This is a genomic window from Pseudomonas sp. Pseusp16 (assembly GCF_047324915.1).
In the GTDB taxonomy this organism is placed as follows: domain Bacteria; phylum Pseudomonadota; class Gammaproteobacteria; order Pseudomonadales; family Pseudomonadaceae; genus Aquipseudomonas; species Aquipseudomonas fluorescens_CD.
The window spans coordinates 5,309,451-5,326,565 of record NZ_CP168522.1 but is presented as its reverse complement, the minus strand read 5'-3'; the positions used below and the strand labels follow the sequence as shown (position 1 = coordinate 5,326,565).

Genomic DNA, 17,115 nt, shown 5'->3' with positions numbered 1-17,115 from the left:
TTATTATCCGCGCCAGCGTTCCACGCCTTCTTTCATCAAGCCGATACGAGCGAATTCATGAGCACTGACAAGACCAATCAGTCCTGGGGCGGCCGCTTCAGTGAACCCGTCGACGCCTTCGTCGCCCGCTTCACCGCCTCCGTCACCTTCGACCAGCGCCTGTATCGCCACGACATCATGGGCTCGATCGCCCACGCCACCATGCTGGCCAAGGTCGGCGTGCTGACCGATGCCGAGCGCGACAGCATCATCGATGGCCTGAAGACCATCCAGGGTGAAATCGAGGCCGGCCAGTTCGACTGGCGCATCGACCTCGAAGACGTCCACATGAACATCGAGGCGCGACTGACCGACCGCATCGGCGTGACCGGTAAAAAGCTGCACACCGGCCGCAGTCGTAACGACCAGGTCGCCACCGACATCCGTCTTTGGCTGCGTGACGAGATCGACCTGATCCTGGCCGAAATCACCCGCCTGCAAAAAGGCCTGCTGGAGCAGGCCGAGCGTGAAGCCGCCAGCATCATGCCGGGGTTCACCCACCTGCAGACTGCACAGCCGGTGACGTTCGGGCACCACATGCTGGCCTGGTTCGAAATGCTCAGCCGCGACTACGAACGCCTGGTCGACTGCCGCAAACGTACCAACCGCATGCCGCTGGGCAGCGCGGCACTGGCTGGCACCACCTACCCGATCGATCGTGAATACACCGCACAATTGCTGGGTTTCGACGCGGTTGGCGGCAATTCGCTGGATAATGTTTCCGATCGCGATTTCGCCATCGAGTTCTGCTCGGCCGCCAGCATCGCGATGATGCACCTTTCGCGCTTCTCCGAAGAGCTGGTGCTGTGGACCAGCGCGCAGTTCCAGTTCATCGATCTGCCCGACCGTTTCTGCACCGGCAGCTCGATCATGCCGCAAAAGAAAAACCCGGACGTGCCGGAGCTCGTGCGCGGCAAGACCGGTCGCGTGTTCGGCGCACTGATGGGCCTGCTGACCCTGATGAAAGGCCAGCCTCTGGCCTACAACAAGGACAACCAGGAAGACAAGGAACCGCTATTCGACGCCGCCGACACCCTGCGCGATTCGCTGCGGGCCTTCGCCGACATGGTTCCGGCGATCAAGCCCAAGCACGCGATGATGCGCGAAGCGGCCCTGCGCGGCTTCTCTACCGCTACCGACCTGGCCGACTACCTGGTGCGTCGCGGCCTGCCATTCCGCGATTGCCACGAAATTGTGGGGCATGCCGTGAAGTACGGCGTGGACAGCGGCAAGGACCTGGCGGAAATGAGCCTGGAAGAGCTGCGCAAGTTCAGCGACCAGATCGATCAGGACGTGTTCGCCGTGCTGACCCTCGAAGGCTCGGTCAATGCCCGTAACCACATCGGCGGTACTGCGCCGGCACAGGTGAAAGCTGCTGTAGCGCGCGGTCAGACGCTGCTCGCCAGCCGCTAAAAGCTTCGTCGGCTCGCCGCCCGGAGCAAGCCCGCCCCCACAGGTTTGATGTGCAAACACAATCCAGTGTGGGAGCGGGCCTGCCCGCGATGACTGACTTCAAAACGCCACAGAACTACTTTTTGGCAGCAATCATCGCCATGAACGCCGGCATCGCCGCTTCCCGATCAGCCGCCACACGCTGCACATTCGGATTACCCCCCAAAAACTCCAGCAACGCCTTGGCCTTCGGCATCTCGGCCAATAGATCGATGCCAAACAACTTCTTGGCGACCCCACACGCCAGCGGCACGCTGAACAGGAAATACAGATCCGCCACGCTCAAACTGTCGCCAGCCACGTAAGGGCTGAATTTGCCATGCCGGCCCAGCGCTGCCATCCCCAGCAACAGTTCGGCCCTGGTTTTTTCCTTGATCGCTTCCGGCACGCTCGTGCCGAAAAACGCTTCGGCGAAGCAGGCTCGCCCCGGCAATTCGATGTACAGCTCGATTTCCCTGGCCAGTGCCAGCACCTGAGCGCGCTCGAACGGATCGCTCGGCAGCAGTGGTTTGCCTTTCTGAGTTTGCTCGATGTATTCGAGGATCACGCTGGTTTCATTGATGAAGCCCTGTTCAACACCCAACACCGGTACCTTGCCGCGTGGACTGATGGCCAGCGCTTCAGGTGTCTGGCCAGCGTAAAACGGCACCTCTTCGAAGGGCAGTCCTTTTTCCAGCAGCGCCAGTTTGACCATGTTGTAGTAGTTACTGACGGAGAATCCATAAAGCTTGATCATCACAAAGCCTCCAGGCCATGCGGGGTGGGCAGTGCCTGTTTATAGAACGCTGCCGGGATTCTTGCCAGCAGCATCACGCGGCTGAATGCGGGTAAACTGGCCACCTTTCCCTGAGGAGCCTGCCATGAGCGAGCCGACCCCCGATACCAACCAAGACGACATCGACGAAGAAGAGTTCGCCGAGAACACGCTGATCGAAGCCATTGAGAATCAAATCGAAAGCGACAACCCGCCAGCCGCCAAGGCGACGTTCAACAAGCTGACGCTGGTGGGTTACGAGCGGGAAGAGATCCTCAACTTGATGGCCCACGTTCTGGCGGTAGAAATCGACGCGATCCTCGAAGAAGACCGCGCGTTCAACACCGAATGGTACGAAGCTGCACTGCGCGCGTTGCCCGAATTGCCACCGGAAAAGCAATAAGCCCACGCCCCCCCTGTAGGAGCGAGCTTGCTCGCGAAAAACCCGAGAGCGCCACGGGACATCTGGTTTTACGCGTCATCGTTGACGACCATCGCGAGCAGGCTCGCTCCTACAGAAGCGAAAAAACCCTGCCGCAAGCACTGGACATGCCGCACAAGCGGGTTCACCTTAGGGACGCTGTCGCCCAATTCCTAGAAAGTCTGGAGTCCCTATGTCGCTTACCCCTGAGTTGGTTGCCGAACTGGAAATCCTCGCACTCTTCAACCTGGACAGTTCCCAGGAAGGTTTGAAAATTCATCAGACCGCTGCCCCGAAAGCCATTGCCGCTGCCAAACGCCTGTTTGAAAAAGATCTGATCGACCAGCCTGATGGCGGCTATCTCACCAGCCTGGGTCGTGACGCCGCGCAAAGTGTGCAAACCGTGCTCACCATTCTGAGAGCCGAAGAAACAGCCTGAATTCCCCCGCATCGCCCACGGAAACCCCTGCTGAAGGATTTCCGCGGGCGCATTTTGTTGCCCGCTGTCGCGACGCGATAGAAGTCTGACGCCAGAAATACAAAATCAGCTTAAAAGTCCCGTGGCCGAGGCGCTAAACTGCCCCTCACCTGAGACTCCCACGTCCGAGCCCTGCGAGCCGGTTTGAGCTGACATGACCCGCACCCATGAAATCCGCCCTGATCTGGACGAGGGAATCGACCGCAAGGTTCTCAGCCAGCTGCGCGCACGCTTTCTGAAACTCAACGAAGGACGCATGGCTCGTGCCATGGAAGGGTTGTCGACCCGCCAGCAAGGGGTCCTGACCTTGCTGCCGCTGTTTTTCCACGTCAATCATCCGCTGCTGCCCGGCTACGTTTCCGGCAGTACGCCGGCCGGGCTGTCGAATTTCGAGCCGGATGCCAATGTCCTCGCTGAAGCCCAGCGCCTGACCCGCTCGTTTTCCTACAAGCCGCGCCACGGCAGCAACCCGCCCCGGCCGATTCACGGACTGTTCCTGATGGGCAGCCTCGGCACCCTGGCACAAGCCGACCAGAGCGACATGGATGTGTGGGTCTGCCATGGGCCGGACCTGACCGAGAGTGAACTCGCCGAACTGCGCAAAAAGTGCCAGCTGCTGGAAGCCTGGGCCGCCAGCCAGGGCGCCGAAGCGCACTTTTTCCTGGTCGACCCGAGCCGTTTCGTCCGCGGCGAGCGCGATACCCAGCTCAGTTCGGAGGATTGCGGCACCACCCAGCACTACCTGTTGCTGGACGAGTTTTACCGCACCGCGATCTGGCTGGCCGGGCGTACACCGATCTGGTGGCTGGTGCCGGTCTATGAAGAGTCGAGCTACGACCGCTACACCCATACCCTGATTTCCAAACGCTTTATCCGCGCCGATGAAACCCTCGACCTCGGCAACCTGGCCTTCATCCCGCCCGGCGAATTCATCGGTGCCGGGCTCTGGCAGTTGTTCAAGGGCATCGAGTCGCCGTACAAGTCGGTGCTCAAGCTGTTGCTGACCGAGGTTTACGCCAGCGAACACCCCAGGGTCCATTGCCTGAGCCTGCGCTTCAAGCAAGCGGTGTTCGCCAACCGCCTCGACCTCGACGAGCTGGATCCGTACGTCGTGGTGTACCGGCGCATCGAAGAATACCTGCTCGCCCGCAACGAACCGGAACGGCTGGAACTGGTGCGTCGTGCGCTGTACCTGAAGGTCAATCGCAAGCTGACCGGCAGCAGCCGCACCCAGAGCTGGCAACGTTCATTGCTTGAGCGCCTCGCCCGCGAATGGCACTGGGACCAGCGGCAACTGGCTCTGCTCGACAGCCGCAGTCAGTGGAAAGTCCGCCAGGTCAGCGCCGAGCGACGGGCGCTGGTCAACGAGCTGAACTACAGCTATCGCTTCCTCACCCAGTTTGCCCGTCACGAACAGACGGTCAGTCGCATCAACAAGCGCGACCTGAGCGTCCTCGGACGCCGACTGCATGCCGCTTTCGAGCGCAAGGCCGGCAAAGTCGAGTTCATCAACCCCGGCATCGCCCCGGACCTGGCCGAAGACACCCTGACGCTGGTGCACGCAGCGAACAAGAAAGAACCGGGACAAAGCCTGTGGGGTTTGTACAACGGCAGCCTGACGGCGCTGGAATGGGAACATTTCGCACCGATCAAGCGCAGCCGTCACTTGCTGGAACTGCTGACCTGGTGCCACCGCAATGGCGTGATCGACAGCAGCACCCGCCTGGCCTTGCATCCCGGCACCAGCGACTTGAGCGAATTCGAACTGTTCAACCTGCTCGGTAGCCTGCAACAGACCATCGCCCTGCCCTTGCCCACCGTCGCCGAAGAACCTCTGTTGCGTGCCAGCGTACCGAGTGAAGTGCTGATTCTGGTCAACGTCGGCATCGATCCGCTCAAGCACCATCGCGACCTGAATATCCTGATGACCACCGAGCGCACCGACTCCCTGAGCTACGCTGGCGTCCGGGAAAATCTGGTCCTGACCCTGGACCAGGTCACGCTCAATAGCTGGAACGAAGTGCTGGTCGGCCGCTACGACGGCCCCCACGCCCTGCTCGACTGCATCCGCGACTACCTCAACAACCTGCCGGCCGGGCCGCAGCAGCCGAAGTTGCGGGTGCGTTGCTTCTGCCATAACCGTGCGCAGTTCATCGCCCAACGGGTGGAAGAAATTCTCGATACCGCGCAGAACCTGCTGCTGAGCCGGCTCAATCATCGCTACCTGATCCAGGTCCAGCAGCACTACCACGTTCTGGAGTTGGTGCCGGGCCAGGTCCAACACATCGCGCTGACCACTCTGCCGGCGCTGATCGATTACCTGGGCGAAGAAATGGTGAGCTACAGCCCGCTTCACCTGGACCCAAAGGCACTGGAAGAGCACGACCTTGCGCTGTTCCTGCCCACGGGCCAGCCGGACTGCATTCAAGTGTTCTACCGGGTCAACGAAGATCAGGCTGATGTGTACGTACTCGATGAGTTCAATGCCCTGTGGCAGCAACGCCTGCCCTGGCACGACGAGCAAAGCCTGCTGGTACCGCTGCAGCGCTTCCTGCAATCGATCCAGTACCGTCGCGATGCCTTGTTGCCGATGGACGCCGCCCACCCGCTGAACCTCGACACCCTGTATTGCCAGTTGCTGCCGTCAGGCCCTGGCCGCGCGCGCCGCATTGAAACCCGGCCGATACCACAGACGCCGATGAACAAACCGTTCTATGACGTGCAGGCGATCGTCGGCAAAGCCGCACCGGGTCAGGTGCAGGTGACGTTGTATTGCAATCAACGGGAGTTTTCCGAACTGGAGCATGGCGACCAGCTGTTCAGCGTGGTCGCCCGGGAAATCGTCGGGCAGCGCCAGGAAACCGAACGCTACCGCTGCTACATCACCGACCTCGACCTGTCAGGCCTGCTCGGCGAAGGGCAGAGTTCCACCCATCTGTACCTGCGTTACAAGGCTGACCTGGAGCGCGCATTGAACGAGGCGCTCGGGCAGGTCTGAGGGGATGTCACTCCGGGAACGCGCCGCCATTGGCAGGCTGCGACTCGACTTCCAGCAAGGTCAGTTTCAGGGTCTTGCCGCCCGGAGCCGGCCAGTCGATGTGCTGGCCAACCTTCAGGCCGAGCAGCGCGCTGCCCACCGGCGCCAGGATCGAGATCTTGCCTTCGTCGGCATTCGCATCCTTGGGGTACACCAGGGTCAGGTGGTAGTCCTTGCCACTGCCTTCTTCGCGGCAATGCACACGGGAGTTCATGGTCACGACATCCGCCGGCACTTCATCGTGACCGACCAGGGTATCGGCGCGGTCCAGTTCTGTCTGCAGCGCGATAACACCCGGCAGCGTCTCGTCCAGGCTGTCGATCAGACGCTCCAGACGCTGTACGTCCAGACGGGTAAGGGTGATGGAAGGTGCGGTCATGATCTGGGCAGACTCCTTTCTTCTGCACGAAAAAAAGCAAAACCCCGCCAGAAAAAGGCGGGGTTTTCACAAGCCTCGATGGGTTGAGGCATATCTGGACACTATCACAGCTCAAAAAATATACAAGTCATGGCCCGGAGCCCTGTTTGCGCTGCGAGGCCTGCGCACAAATCACCCGCCGGCGCTCGTCATCGGCCGAGCGCCATTCGCGGATATCTTCGACATGGCGGAAGCAGCCCAGGCAGACTTTCTGCTCGTCCAGCCGACACACACCGCTGCACGGCGACGGCACCGCCGGGCTGACATTGCTGTAGAGCGGCTTGGGCGCACGGACAGGCGCAGGCTGGGTCACGATCTCACAGGCCTTCGAAATCGAGATCGACGTCAGCCTGTTGCTTGACGATACGCTCGAGCATTTCACCCAACTGCTCTTCGCTCTTGTCGCACATCCAACGCTCGCTCTCTTCGTCGTAGTCGAAGTGGAAACCACCGGATACCGCCGCCAGCCACAGCTGGCGCAGTGGTTCCTGACGACTGAAGATCAACTGAGTGCCGTTTTCGAACTTGACGGTCAGCACACCGGCCGAGCTCTCCAGATCGATATCCAGGTCGCTCTCGTCAAAGATGTCCTCCAGGGATTGCTGGGTGGCATCGACCAGGTCATGGAAACGCGCTTCGGACAAACTCATTACGGCAACCTCAAAAAGTGTCTGATCAGGCTCAAGCGCCGCAAGATACGACCGAGCTCCGTCGATTGCAAAGGATAACGACCTGTGGGAGCGGGCTTGCTCGCGAATACGGACTGACATTCAACATTGATGTCGACTGACACGACACCTTCGCGAGCAAGCCCGCTCCCACACGGATTGCATGATACCGACCGGCATCGGGCCAAGGCCCGCCGGACGGGCGGTCCGTTGCATAGGCAAGCCGCCGGGTGGCCGGTATACTCCGGCGCAATTAATGCATTTTCAAGGATTTCGCCATGAAGCGCCTGATCTCTTCCCTTGCTGCGCTCCTCGCGGTCGCCTGCCTTGTGTCGGCCTGCGGTCAAAAAGGCCCGCTCTACCTGCCTGACGAAGACCAGGACCCTGTCGAACAGGCCAAGTCGTCGCAACAGCAGCCTGCCTCCAAAGCACACAAGCACGACGTCTACCAATAAGGGAACCTCATGGACGCTTTTAACTACCGTGACGGTGAACTGTTCGCGGAAGGTGTTGCCCTGTCTGCCATCGCCGAGCGCTTTGGTACACCCACCTACGTTTACTCCCGTGCGCACATCGAAGCCCAATACCTGGCTTACGCCGATGCGCTGGTCGGCACGCCGCACCTGGTGTGCTATGCGGTCAAGGCCAACTCCAACCTGGGTGTCCTGAATGTCCTGGCGCGTCTGGGCGCCGGTTTCGACATCGTCTCCCGTGGTGAGCTGGAGCGTGTACTGGCCGCTGGTGGCAGCGCCGACAAGATCGTGTTCTCCGGCGTCGGCAAGACTCGTGGCGACATGCGTCGCGCCCTGGAAGTCGGCGTGCACTGCTTCAACGTCGAATCCACCGACGAGCTGGAACGCCTGCAGGTGGTCGCCGCCGAACTGGGCGTTCGCGCGCCGATTTCGCTGCGCGTCAACCCGGACGTCGATGCTGGCACCCACCCGTACATTTCCACCGGTCTCAAAGAGAACAAGTTCGGCATCGCCATCGCCGACGCCGAAGACGTGTACGTGCGTGCCGCGCAGCTGCCGAACCTGGAAGTGGTCGGCGTCGATTGCCACATCGGCTCGCAACTGACCACCCTGCCGCCGTTCATCGACGCCCTCGACCGCCTGCTGGGCCTGGTCGACCGCCTCGGCGATTGCGGCATCTACCTGCGCCACATCGATCTCGGTGGCGGCCTGGGTGTGCGTTATCGCGACGAAGAGCCGCCATTGGCCGCCGACTACATCAAGGCCGTACGCGAGCGTCTCGACGGTCGTGACCTGGCGCTGGTGTTTGAGCCGGGTCGCTTCATCGTGGCCAACGCCGGTGTATTGCTGACCCAGGTCGAATACCTCAAGCACACCGAGCACAAAGACTTCGCCATCGTCGACGCGGCCATGAACGACCTGATCCGCCCGGCGCTGTATCAAGCCTGGATGGACGTCACGGCTGTGCGCCCACGCACTACCGCTGCCCGCGCCTACGACATCGTCGGCCCGATCTGCGAGACCGGTGACTTCCTGGCCAAGGATCGTCAGCTGGCCCTGGAAGAAGGCGACCTGCTGGCCGTGCATTCGGCCGGTGCCTACGGGTTTGTCATGAGTTCCAACTACAACACCCGCGGTCGTACCGCTGAAGTGCTGGTGGACGGTGATCAGGCATTCGAAGTGCGTCGCCGTGAGACGGTAGCCGAGTTGTTTGCTGGCGAAAGCCTGCTGCCGGAGTAAAACCATGCTGCTGCGTTTTACCAAGATGCACGGCCTGGGCAACGACTTCATGGTCCTCGACCTGGTCAGCCAGCACGCGCACATTCTGCCCAAGCATGCCAAGCAATGGGGCGACCGGCACACCGGCATCGGTTTCGACCAGTTGCTGATCGTCGAGGCGCCGAGCAACCCGGACGTGGACTTCCGCTATCGGATCTTCAACTCCGACGGTTCCGAAGTGGAACAATGCGGCAACGGTGCGCGCTGCTTCGCCCGTTTTGTGCTCGACAAGCGCCTGACCGCAAAACGTGTGATTCGCGTCGAAACCAAAAGCGGCATCATTGAGCTGGACGTGCGTAACGACGGCCAGATCAGCGTCAACATGGGAGCCCCGCGCCTGGTGCCAGCGGATATTCCGTTCCAGGCGCCGGAGCAGGCCAAGAGTTATCAGGTCGACGTCGACGGCACCCCGGTCGATCTGGCTGCCGTGTCCATGGGCAATCCCCATGCGGTGGTACGGGTCAGCGACATCAACAACGCACCGGTGCATGAACTGGGCCCGAAAATCGAACATCACCCGCGCTTCCCGGCACGGGTCAATGTCGGCTTTCTCCAGGTCATCGACCGGAGCCGCGCGCAGTTGCGCGTCTGGGAACGCGGTGCCGGGGAAACCCAGGCTTGCGGAACCGGCGCCTGTGCTGCCGCAGTGGCTGCGATCAGCCAGGGGTGGATGGATTCGCCGCTATTGATCGACCTGCCTGGCGGGCGCCTGTCCATCGAATGGGCAGGCCCTGGCCAACCGGTGATGATGACCGGCCCGGCAGTGCGCGTATATGAAGGACAAGTGCGTCTTTGAGTGAGCGAAACCCATGACCGACAAGCCCCAGGTACCCGCACGACAAGCTGACGAATCACCGTCCGAAAGCCTGGAGGCGGCGGCTGTAGCCGCGTACCTGGAGGCTCATCCGGACTTCTTCGTCGAGCACGAAGAACTGCTCCCGTCCCTGCGCATCCCCCATCGGCGCGGCGATACCGTGTCGCTGGTGGAGCGTCAGATGACCATCCTGCGCGACCGCAACATCGAACTACGTCATCGCCTCTCGCACCTGATGGACGTGGCCCGCGACAACGATCGTCTCTTCGACAAGACCCGTCGACTGATCCTGGCGCTGATGGATGCCGCCAGCCTGGAAGACGTGGTGATGTGCGTCGAAGACAGCCTGCGCCAGGAATTCCAGGTGCCCTTCGTCAGCCTCATCCTGCTTGGTGACAACGCCATGCCGGTCGGCCGCTGGGCCACTCACGCCGAAGCACAAGTGGCCATCGGCGGCTTGCTCTCGGAAGAAAAAAGCGTCAGCGGCAGCCTGCGCGAACATGAGCTGGACTTCCTGTTCGGCGAAGAACAACGCAAGCAGATCGGCTCCACCGCGGTCGTTGCCATCAGCCACCAGGGCATCCACGGCATCCTGGCCATCGCCAGCCGCGATCCGCAGCACTACAAAAGTTCGGTGGGCACCCTGTTCCTGAGCTACATCGCTGAAGTCATGGGTCGCGTGCTGCCACGGGTCAACAACTCCCTGCGCTCGGTACGCTGAACATGGAACGGCAACTGGACGCTTACTGCGAACACCTGCGCAGTGAGCGGCAGGTGTCGCCGCACACGCTGTCGGCCTATCGCCGCGACCTCGATAAAGTGCTGGGCTGGTGCGTCAAACAGAACATCGGCAGCTGGGCAGCGCTGGACATCCAGCGCCTGCGCAGCCTGATTGCCCGCCTGCACGCCCAGGGTCAATCATCGCGCAGCCTGGCGCGATTGCTGTCGGCCGTTCGCGGGCTTTATCACTACCTGAACCGCGAAGGCCTGTGCGACCACGATCCGGCCAATGGCCTGGCACCGCCCAAAGGCGAACGCCGCCTGCCGAAAACCCTCGACACCGACCGCGCCCTGCAACTGCTTGAAGGCGGGGTTGAAGATGACTTTCTGGCGCGTCGGGACCAAGCGATCCTGGAGTTGTTCTACTCCTCCGGGCTGCGGCTTTCGGAGCTGACGGGGCTCAATCTCGATCAACTCGACCTGGCAGACGGCATGGTCCAGGTGCTCGGCAAAGGCAGCAAGACCCGCCTGCTGCCGGTAGGCAAAAAGGCCCGCGAGGCACTGGAACAGTGGCTGCCCCTGCGAGCCATGGCCAACCCGGCGGACGATGCGGTGTTTGTCAGCCAGCAAGGCCGGCGCCTCGGTCCACGGGCGATCCAGGTGCGGGTCAAGGCGGCCGGCGAGCGCGAACTGGGGCAAAACCTGCACCCGCACATGCTGCGGCACTCCTTCGCCAGCCACTTGCTGGAGTCCTCCCAGGACCTGCGCGCGGTGCAGGAGCTGCTCGGCCACTCGGACATCAAGACCACGCAGATCTACACCCACCTGGACTTCCAGCATCTGGCAGCGGTATACGACAGCGCCCACCCACGGGCCAAACGCATGAAAGGCGACGATTCATGAGTATTCAGTTGATCACCTTCGACCTCGACGACACCCTGTGGGACACCGCCCCGGTCATCGTCAGCGCCGAAGCCGTTTTGCGTGAATGGCTGACCGAGCACGCACCCAACCTGGGGGCAGTGCCGGTGGAGCATCTTTGGGCTATTCGCGAGCGAGTATTGAGCAACGAGCCAAGCCTCAAGCACCGCATCAGCGCGCTGCGTCGGCGGGTGCTGTTCCATGCGCTGGAAGAGTCCGGTTACGGGCATGACGAGGCGTCGGACCTGGCGGACAAGAGTTTTGAGGTGTTTCTGCACGCTCGCCATCAGATCGATGTGTTTCCGGAGGTTGAACCGACCCTGGAAATCCTCGCCAACCATTACGCCCTCGGCGTAGTCACCAACGGCAATGCCGATGTGCGTCGGCTGGGGCTGGCGGACTACTTCAAATTTGCGTTGTGCGCCGAAGACATCGGCATCGCCAAACCCGATGCGCGACTGTTTCATGAGGCCTTGCAACGCGGTGGTGCAACCGCTGAAACCGCGGTGCACATCGGCGATCATCCAGGTGATGACATTGCCGGGGCGCAGCAAGCGGGATTGCGTGCGATCTGGTTCAACCCCTCGGGCAAGACCTGGGAAGCCGAACGCCTGCCGGATGCCGAGATTCGCAGCCTGACCGAGTTGCCAGCGTTGTTGGCGCGGTGGAACACCCAACGCTGATCCTGAGATCCTGCACATACCCTGTGGGAGCGGGCTTGCTCGCGAAAGCGGTGCGCCAATCGACATCCATGCTGACTGATACGACCCCTTCGCGAGCAAGCCCGCTCCCACATGGGGTTGTGTCGAACTCAAGAGTTTTGTTTCAGGCATGAAAAAGCCCGCAGCGACGGCGGGCTTTTTCAGCAAGCGGGTAGCAGGCTCAGATAGGCCGGCTGCCATACTTGTTGTCAGGCTTCTTGGGAGGATCTGCGACCACATTGGCCTCCACTTCCTGCACCTTGCCACCACGGGCCAGGAACTCTTCCATGGCCTTGGCCAGGGCGTCGCGTTCCTTGTTCTTGGCTTCGACACTCGGCAGCTCATCGACCGATACCGCTGCCTTGGCCTTGCCTTTGGCGGTCGGAACCGGCGCATCACCACCGTCGTCTTCAGCGACGTCTTCCGCCGCTGCTTCCAGACCTTCTTCGGTTTCGTCGTCGTCGCCTACTTCGAGGTCGTCGTTTTCCAGATCATCGTCGCTCATGTTCTACCTCATGACTTGCGAAAAGCAGATTAGTTATAGCCCAGCTTTGCCCTCTGTCGAAGGCTGCCGGAAAAAAATCAATAGCCGCCGCTGACCAGCGGTTATGCCTCTTCACCGTGCACGGTGGCGAGGACTTTACGGGCACCGCCATGATCACGGTGCTCGCCCAGGTAAACGCCTTGCCAGGTCCCCAACGCCAGCCGGCCTGCCGAAATCGGCAAACTGAGCTGACAGCCAAGTACACTGGCCTTGAAGTGCGCCGGGAGGTCGTCCAGGCCTTCGTCGTTGTGCTCATAGCCGTCTGTTCCTTGTGGGATCAGACGATTGAAAAACCGTTCGAAGTCGCGACGTACCGCCGGATCGGCGTTCTCGTTGATGGTCAACGACGCCGAGGTATGCTGCAGCCACAAATGCAACAGACCGACCCGACACGCCTTGAGTTCAGGCAGGCCGGCGAGTAACTCGTCCGTTACCAGATGAAAGCCCCGGGGCCTCGCCCGCAAGGTAATCAGAGTCTGTTGCCACATACAGTTCTCCGCACGTTCGGGGCGCATTCTAGCGCGCTCTGGGAAAAAACAAAGGCCCTAATATTCCTTCATTCCTGTAAGACTTCGGCTGCACAAAAACACCCGACGCAAACATCGCAAAACCTGTAGGAAAAAACCTTTCAGCGCGCTCTTCAATGACAAATTTCAGACAAAAAAATGCCCGGCAAGCCGGGCAAGTTTTTTACACGCGTACTTACAAGTTGTAGCCGCGTTCGTTGTGAAGCGCCAGATCGATGCCGACCGCTTCTTCTTCTTCGTTGATGCGCAGGCCCATGACCGCATCCAGCACCTTGAGGATGATGAATGTGGCGATCGCGGTGTAGATCACCGTGAAGCCCACGCCTTTGCACTGAATCCACACTTGAGCGGCGATATCGGTCACGGTGCCGAAGCCACCCAGGGACGGTGCGGCGAACACACCGGTCAGGATTGCGCCGAGGATACCGCCGATACCGTGCACGCCGAAGGCGTCCAGGGAGTCGTCATAGCCGAGCTTGCGCTTCAGGGTGGTGGCGCAGAAGAAGCACACCACGCCTGCCGCCAGACCGATTACCAGCGCGCCCATCGGGCCAACGGTGCCGGCAGCCGGGGTGATTGCCACCAGACCGGCAACCACGCCCGAAGCGATACCCAGTGCGCTAGGTTTGCCGTGGGTGATCCACTCGGCAAACATCCAGCCCAGTGCCGCAGCGGCGGTAGCGATTTGCGTCACCAGCATGGCCATACCGGCGGTGCCGTTGGCCGCAGCGGCGGAGCCGGCGTTGAAACCGAACCAGCCGACCCACAGCATGGCCGCGCCCATCAAGGTGTAACCGAGGTTGTGCGGCGCCATCGGCGTAGTCGGGAAGCCTTTGCGCTTGCCCAGCACCAGGCAGGCAACCAGACCGGCCACACCGGCGTTGATGTGCACCACGGTGCCGCCGGCGAAGTCCAGAACGCCCCAGTCCCACAACAGGCCGCCGTTACCGGACCAGACCATGTGCGCAATCGGCGCGTAAACCAGGGTGAACCACACGCCCATGAACACCAGCATTGCGGAGAACTTCATCCGCTCGGCGAAGGCGCCGACGATCAACGCCGGGGTGATGATGGCGAAAGTCATCTGGAAGGTGACGAACACCGCCTCAGGAAACAGCGCCGCAGGCCCGGTCAGGCTGGCTGGCGTGATGCCGGCGAGGAATGCCTTGCCCATGCCGCCGATGAACGAGTTGAAGTTGACGACGCCCTGCTCCATGCCCGTCGTGTCGAACGCAATGCTGTAGCCATAAATGACCCACAGGACACTGATCAGACCGGTAATGGCGAAGCACTGCATCATCACGGAAAGAATGTTTTTCGACCGAACCATGCCGCCGTAGAACAGCGCAAGGCCGGGAATGGTCATGAACAGCACCAGGGCTGTAGAGGTCATCATCCAGGCGGTGTCGCCGGAGTTGAGGACCGGGGCCGCCACTTCGTCTGCCGCCAAAGCAAGGCTGGGCATTACGATGGACAACAGGGCTCCTAGCCCTGCGAATTTACGCAGAGTCATATTGTTTTCTCCTGGGGCGTTGGGTTTGTGGCGGCTTAAATTGCGTCGGTATCGGTTTCGCCGGTACGGATGCGAATCGCCTGTTCCAGATTGACCACGAAGATCTTGCCGTCACCGATCTTGCCGGTGTTGGCAGCCTTGGTGATGGCCTCGATTACCCGGTCCAGATCCTTGTCGTCGATGGCGACGTCGATCTTCACCTTGGGCAGGAAATCGACCACGTATTCCGCGCCGCGATACAGCTCGGTGTGACCCTTCTGCCGACCAAAGCCTTTGACTTCAGTGACGGTAATGCCCTGCACGCCGATCTCGGACAGCGACTCGCGTACGTCGTCCAGCTTGAACGGCTTGATGATGGCAGTGACTAGCTTCATGAAAACTCTCTCCCGAATTGGTGGACTTGCCCCAGGAAAACAAACCCGTCTCAAGTCTAAGCGCAGTGCCTGGCTTTGTAACGCATCGTCGGCCTTACCTGCCCGTCCGACGCCAGCTAACCGCTCCTCGCGAAACACTCCCCGCGTTCCGTTTGGCGCACTGCATTCGTCACAGCGACTGCATCAGTGCATGGGTCACCAGCATCTAAGCAGAAAGCTTGCCATCTCCACAAAACTGACTGTTTTCAAGCCATTACCGGCGGATGGTGGATACTTCGCGACAACACCCGGCACGTTACGCACAACAACGGTGCAACGCCGCCTGTCCCAATGCGCGAAAAGCGTGCACCCCTTGCCCGCGCAAATGACTATAGACACTGCGTGATACACTGCCCGTCATTGTTTCCAGGACATTGACCATGCTCGCGCCAAAAGACTTCCTCGACGCCCTGACCGGCACCGCTTCCCGCCTCTTCAGCGGTGACACGCCTCTGCCGAAAGCTGAAATCGAAAGCCAGTTCAAGATGTTGCTGCAAAGCGCCTTCAGCAAACTGGACCTGGTGAGTCGCGAAGAATTCGACAGTCAGATGGTCGTACTCGCACGCACCCGCGCCCGCCTCGAAAGCCTCGAAGCGAAAGTCGCCGAGCTGGAAGCGAAACTGAACCCGCCAGCCGAATAACACCACGGCCCCTGTGGGAGCGGGCTTGCCCGCGAATGAAGGTCGGCACGACCTTCAGCTTCACTTGTAGGAGCTGCCGCAGGCTGCGATCTTTAGATCCCAAGCCCCGCAAAAATCCCGGCAACGTCCTACAAAAATCACACCGCCGTCCGATTGTGTCGTCGAGTATCCAATCTCTAAGCTCATCCCCAGCTGAATGTTCAGCACTGGGTTTGGCGACCTGGAAAATCCCGACACACCGCGACCACATTCGAACGAGGGAATTATCCCAATCTCGAGTTATGGCGGCTGTGCGCGGGAGACCTTCGGGTCTGCCGGTTTCGGGATGCACCGGTTCGCCAACCCGCGTATAGCTGCCACCCTTTTTGTTTGGCGACGATCAGAGGCAGTTTTCTTCATTTGATCCCGAGAACTGCGCATGGACGAAAACTATCTAATCCCCCACGTCTTCACCCGCCACAAACTCCACCTCCACGCCCTGCTCCTGCAAAACCAACCCTGGTTCTGCGCCCGGGACTTGGGCCGCCTACTACGCATCTACCTCAACGACCGCCAACTCCGAAAACTCGATCCCGACCAATACCAAATCGCCAAAACCCTCATCCACGGCAACATCGAAAACACCCTGCTGATCAGCGAATCCGGCGTCTACGCATTACTGGTCTACCACTACTGCCCCGAATACCGAGCCTTGCGTGAATGGCTCACCCACGAAGTCGTCCCCGCCCTGCGAGACGCCCACCACCCCAGCACAACCGAACGTCCACAACTGAGCCTGCTCAACTGGCCGGAAATGTCGTTGAGTTTGTTGCACTGGAATAATCAGCCGTGGATACGGTTGCTGGATGTGCCGCAGCTGTTGCCAAGCGGCGAGCAGCCACAAAATGCGGTAAATCAGCCTTGGTGGAAAAGAGCTTCAAGGATGCTCCAGACATTCTGAAGAGCAAAAAAACCCCCACGTGCTTGGCGTGGGGTTCAATCAATCTGAAGAAACAATCAGGCGCAGTGCGCAAGCCGCTCAACCTGATCCCGGATCGCTGCGCCTCGTTCTATTTCAGCTTTGCGCAAATCATAAGTCGATTGCAGATTCAGCCAAAACTCCGGGGTCGTATCCAGACAGATGGATAGCCTTAGCGCCATATCAGCACTGACCCCCCGACGCTGGAGCACAATATCGTTCACCGTAGGTGTCGACACGTTCAACGCTCTGGCCAGAGCGGTGGCCGTCAGGCTCAGAGGTTCCAGGTACTCCTCTTTGAGGATCTCGCCAGGATGTACCGGGCGCATACCATTCTTAGTCATT

General features: G+C 60.6%; 21 protein-coding genes. 12 read left to right on the top strand and 9 right to left on the bottom strand.

Annotation, left to right across the window (positions count from 1 at the left end; all coding sequences use genetic code 11):
• Positions 1-57: 57 nt before the first annotated feature.
• Positions 58-1,452, top strand: coding sequence for an argininosuccinate lyase (argH, locus tag ACEN8Q_RS24100; RefSeq protein ID WP_413427687.1), 1,395 nt, complete (start codon positions 58-60; stop codon positions 1,450-1,452).
• Between the two features lie 115 nt (positions 1,453-1,567).
• Here the strand turns inward: argH and ACEN8Q_RS24095 are convergent, their stop codons facing one another.
• Entirely contained in the window at positions 1,568-2,227 is a 660-nt protein-coding gene (locus tag ACEN8Q_RS24095; protein ID WP_413703823.1) for a glutathione S-transferase family protein, read from the bottom strand.
• Between the two features lie 124 nt (positions 2,228-2,351).
• Between ACEN8Q_RS24095 and ACEN8Q_RS24090 the strand changes: the two genes are divergently transcribed.
• The 3 genes from ACEN8Q_RS24090 to ACEN8Q_RS24080 all read left to right on the top strand — a co-directional run bounded on the left by ACEN8Q_RS24090 (position 2,352) and on the right by ACEN8Q_RS24080 (position 6,142).
• Positions 2,352-2,648 carry a hypothetical protein gene (locus ACEN8Q_RS24090; RefSeq protein WP_008015502.1) on the top strand — a complete coding sequence of 99 codons (297 nt, stop codon included), beginning with the start codon at positions 2,352-2,354 and terminating at the stop codon, positions 2,646-2,648.
• Positions 2,649-2,859: 211 nt separating this feature from the next.
• Positions 2,860-3,105 (top strand): TIGR02647 family protein, encoded by a 246-nt coding sequence (locus ACEN8Q_RS24085; protein ID WP_057398707.1) that lies wholly within the window; start codon positions 2,860-2,862, stop codon positions 3,103-3,105.
• Positions 3,106-3,298: 193 nt separating this feature from the next.
• On the top strand, positions 3,299-6,142 hold the full coding sequence (locus ACEN8Q_RS24080) for a class I adenylate cyclase (protein ID WP_413703822.1): 2,844 nt from the start codon (positions 3,299-3,301) through the stop codon (positions 6,140-6,142).
• A gap of 7 nt (positions 6,143-6,149) precedes the next feature.
• Here ACEN8Q_RS24080 and rnk read toward each other — a convergent pair whose 3' ends face one another.
• The 3 genes from rnk to cyaY form a co-directional block, all read right to left on the bottom strand.
• Positions 6,150-6,560, bottom strand: a complete 411-nt coding sequence (gene rnk, locus ACEN8Q_RS24075; RefSeq protein WP_274073692.1) for a nucleoside diphosphate kinase regulator — start codon at positions 6,558-6,560, stop codon at positions 6,150-6,152.
• A 127-nt stretch (positions 6,561-6,687) separates the two neighbouring features.
• Positions 6,688-6,912, bottom strand: a complete 225-nt coding sequence (locus tag ACEN8Q_RS24070; RefSeq protein ID WP_413427684.1) for a DUF1289 domain-containing protein — start codon at positions 6,910-6,912, stop codon at positions 6,688-6,690.
• 4 nt (positions 6,913-6,916) lie between these two features.
• Positions 6,917-7,249 (bottom strand): iron donor protein CyaY, encoded by a 333-nt coding sequence (gene cyaY / locus ACEN8Q_RS24065; protein WP_413427683.1) that lies wholly within the window; start codon positions 7,247-7,249, stop codon positions 6,917-6,919.
• Positions 7,250-7,545: 296 nt separating this feature from the next.
• On the opposite strand from cyaY, the gene lptM reads away from it, so the two are divergent.
• Genes lptM through ACEN8Q_RS24035 form a run of 6 tightly spaced genes read left to right on the top strand, consistent with a single transcriptional unit; the run spans position 7,546 to position 12,156 of the window.
• Positions 7,546-7,722 (top strand): LPS translocon maturation chaperone LptM, encoded by a 177-nt coding sequence (lptM, locus tag ACEN8Q_RS24060; RefSeq protein WP_007980804.1) that lies wholly within the window; start codon positions 7,546-7,548, stop codon positions 7,720-7,722.
• 9 nt (positions 7,723-7,731) lie between these two features.
• The gene (lysA, locus tag ACEN8Q_RS24055) at positions 7,732-8,979 is read left to right on the top strand and encodes a diaminopimelate decarboxylase (protein ID WP_413427682.1); all 1,248 of its coding nucleotides are present in this window, start codon (positions 7,732-7,734) and stop codon (positions 8,977-8,979) included.
• A 4-nt stretch (positions 8,980-8,983) separates the two neighbouring features.
• On the top strand, positions 8,984-9,814 hold the full coding sequence (gene dapF, locus ACEN8Q_RS24050; protein ID WP_008015513.1) for a diaminopimelate epimerase: 831 nt from the start codon (positions 8,984-8,986) through the stop codon (positions 9,812-9,814).
• A 13-nt stretch (positions 9,815-9,827) separates the two neighbouring features.
• Positions 9,828-10,553 carry a DUF484 family protein gene (locus ACEN8Q_RS24045; protein WP_085716236.1) on the top strand — a complete coding sequence of 242 codons (726 nt, stop codon included), beginning with the start codon at positions 9,828-9,830 and terminating at the stop codon, positions 10,551-10,553.
• 2 nt (positions 10,554-10,555) lie between these two features.
• Positions 10,556-11,455, top strand: a complete 900-nt coding sequence (gene xerC / locus ACEN8Q_RS24040) for a tyrosine recombinase XerC (RefSeq protein WP_008015515.1) — start codon at positions 10,556-10,558, stop codon at positions 11,453-11,455.
• Complete coding sequence (locus ACEN8Q_RS24035; RefSeq protein ID WP_413703821.1) at positions 11,452-12,156, top strand: HAD family hydrolase; 705 nt, start codon at positions 11,452-11,454, stop codon at positions 12,154-12,156. Before xerC ends, ACEN8Q_RS24035 begins: the two co-directional genes overlap by 4 nt.
• Positions 12,157-12,355: 199 nt before the next feature.
• On the opposite strand, the gene sutA is transcribed toward ACEN8Q_RS24035, so the two are convergent.
• The 4 genes from sutA to glnK all read right to left on the bottom strand — a co-directional run bounded on the left by sutA (position 12,356) and on the right by glnK (position 15,132).
• Positions 12,356-12,679: a transcriptional regulator SutA gene (gene sutA / locus ACEN8Q_RS24030; RefSeq protein WP_007980816.1), complete on the bottom strand. Its 324-nt coding sequence runs from the start codon at positions 12,677-12,679 to the stop codon at positions 12,356-12,358.
• Between the two features lie 101 nt (positions 12,680-12,780).
• Complete coding sequence (locus tag ACEN8Q_RS24025) at positions 12,781-13,206, bottom strand: secondary thiamine-phosphate synthase enzyme YjbQ (RefSeq protein ID WP_008015517.1); 426 nt, start codon at positions 13,204-13,206, stop codon at positions 12,781-12,783.
• A gap of 214 nt (positions 13,207-13,420) precedes the next feature.
• Positions 13,421-14,758 carry an ammonium transporter gene (locus tag ACEN8Q_RS24020; RefSeq protein WP_085716232.1) on the bottom strand — a complete coding sequence of 446 codons (1,338 nt, stop codon included), beginning with the start codon at positions 14,756-14,758 and terminating at the stop codon, positions 13,421-13,423.
• A 35-nt stretch (positions 14,759-14,793) separates the two neighbouring features.
• Positions 14,794-15,132, bottom strand: a complete 339-nt coding sequence (gene glnK / locus ACEN8Q_RS24015; protein WP_002555808.1) for a P-II family nitrogen regulator — start codon at positions 15,130-15,132, stop codon at positions 14,794-14,796.
• A gap of 419 nt (positions 15,133-15,551) precedes the next feature.
• Here glnK and ACEN8Q_RS24010 point away from each other — a divergent pair, with 419 nt between their 5' ends.
• Entirely contained in the window at positions 15,552-15,812 is a 261-nt protein-coding gene (locus ACEN8Q_RS24010) for an accessory factor UbiK family protein (RefSeq protein WP_102669366.1), read from the top strand.
• A gap of 418 nt (positions 15,813-16,230) precedes the next feature.
• On the top strand, positions 16,231-16,752 hold the full coding sequence (locus ACEN8Q_RS24005) for a Bro-N domain-containing protein (protein ID WP_413703820.1): 522 nt from the start codon (positions 16,231-16,233) through the stop codon (positions 16,750-16,752).
• 56 nt (positions 16,753-16,808) lie between these two features.
• Here the strand turns inward: ACEN8Q_RS24005 and ACEN8Q_RS24000 are convergent, their stop codons facing one another.
• Positions 16,809-17,114 carry a HigA family addiction module antitoxin gene (locus ACEN8Q_RS24000; protein ID WP_102669368.1) on the bottom strand — a complete coding sequence of 102 codons (306 nt, stop codon included), beginning with the start codon at positions 17,112-17,114 and terminating at the stop codon, positions 16,809-16,811.
• Position 17,115 lies beyond the last annotated feature (1 nt).

What these genes read in the sequence shown, in the direction of transcription:
- argH (WP_413427687.1), top strand. Translation starts at nt 58, where the DNA reads ATGAGCACTGACAAGACCAATCAGTCCTGGGGCGGCCGCTTCAGTGAA.
- ACEN8Q_RS24095 (WP_413703823.1), bottom strand. Translation starts at nt 2,227, where the DNA reads ATGATCAAGCTTTATGGATTCTCCGTCAGTAACTACTACAACATGGTC.
- ACEN8Q_RS24090 (WP_008015502.1), top strand. Translation starts at nt 2,352, where the DNA reads ATGAGCGAGCCGACCCCCGATACCAACCAAGACGACATCGACGAAGAA.
- ACEN8Q_RS24085 (WP_057398707.1), top strand. Translation starts at nt 2,860, where the DNA reads ATGTCGCTTACCCCTGAGTTGGTTGCCGAACTGGAAATCCTCGCACTC.
- ACEN8Q_RS24080 (WP_413703822.1), top strand. Translation starts at nt 3,299, where the DNA reads ATGACCCGCACCCATGAAATCCGCCCTGATCTGGACGAGGGAATCGAC.
- rnk (WP_274073692.1), bottom strand. Translation starts at nt 6,560, where the DNA reads ATGACCGCACCTTCCATCACCCTTACCCGTCTGGACGTACAGCGTCTG.
- cyaY (WP_413427683.1), bottom strand. Translation starts at nt 7,249, where the DNA reads ATGAGTTTGTCCGAAGCGCGTTTCCATGACCTGGTCGATGCCACCCAG.
- lptM (WP_007980804.1), top strand. Translation starts at nt 7,546, where the DNA reads ATGAAGCGCCTGATCTCTTCCCTTGCTGCGCTCCTCGCGGTCGCCTGC.
- lysA (WP_413427682.1), top strand. Translation starts at nt 7,732, where the DNA reads ATGGACGCTTTTAACTACCGTGACGGTGAACTGTTCGCGGAAGGTGTT.
- dapF (WP_008015513.1), top strand. Translation starts at nt 8,984, where the DNA reads ATGCTGCTGCGTTTTACCAAGATGCACGGCCTGGGCAACGACTTCATG.
- ACEN8Q_RS24045 (WP_085716236.1), top strand. Translation starts at nt 9,828, where the DNA reads ATGACCGACAAGCCCCAGGTACCCGCACGACAAGCTGACGAATCACCG.
- xerC (WP_008015515.1), top strand. Translation starts at nt 10,556, where the DNA reads ATGGAACGGCAACTGGACGCTTACTGCGAACACCTGCGCAGTGAGCGG.
- ACEN8Q_RS24035 (WP_413703821.1), top strand. Translation starts at nt 11,452, where the DNA reads ATGAGTATTCAGTTGATCACCTTCGACCTCGACGACACCCTGTGGGAC.
- sutA (WP_007980816.1), bottom strand. Translation starts at nt 12,679, where the DNA reads ATGAGCGACGATGATCTGGAAAACGACGACCTCGAAGTAGGCGACGAC.
- ACEN8Q_RS24025 (WP_008015517.1), bottom strand. Translation starts at nt 13,206, where the DNA reads ATGTGGCAACAGACTCTGATTACCTTGCGGGCGAGGCCCCGGGGCTTT.
- ACEN8Q_RS24020 (WP_085716232.1), bottom strand. Translation starts at nt 14,758, where the DNA reads ATGACTCTGCGTAAATTCGCAGGGCTAGGAGCCCTGTTGTCCATCGTA.
- glnK (WP_002555808.1), bottom strand. Translation starts at nt 15,132, where the DNA reads ATGAAGCTAGTCACTGCCATCATCAAGCCGTTCAAGCTGGACGACGTA.
- ACEN8Q_RS24010 (WP_102669366.1), top strand. Translation starts at nt 15,552, where the DNA reads ATGCTCGCGCCAAAAGACTTCCTCGACGCCCTGACCGGCACCGCTTCC.
- ACEN8Q_RS24005 (WP_413703820.1), top strand. Translation starts at nt 16,231, where the DNA reads ATGGACGAAAACTATCTAATCCCCCACGTCTTCACCCGCCACAAACTC.
- ACEN8Q_RS24000 (WP_102669368.1), bottom strand. Translation starts at nt 17,114, where the DNA reads ATGACTAAGAATGGTATGCGCCCGGTACATCCTGGCGAGATCCTCAAA.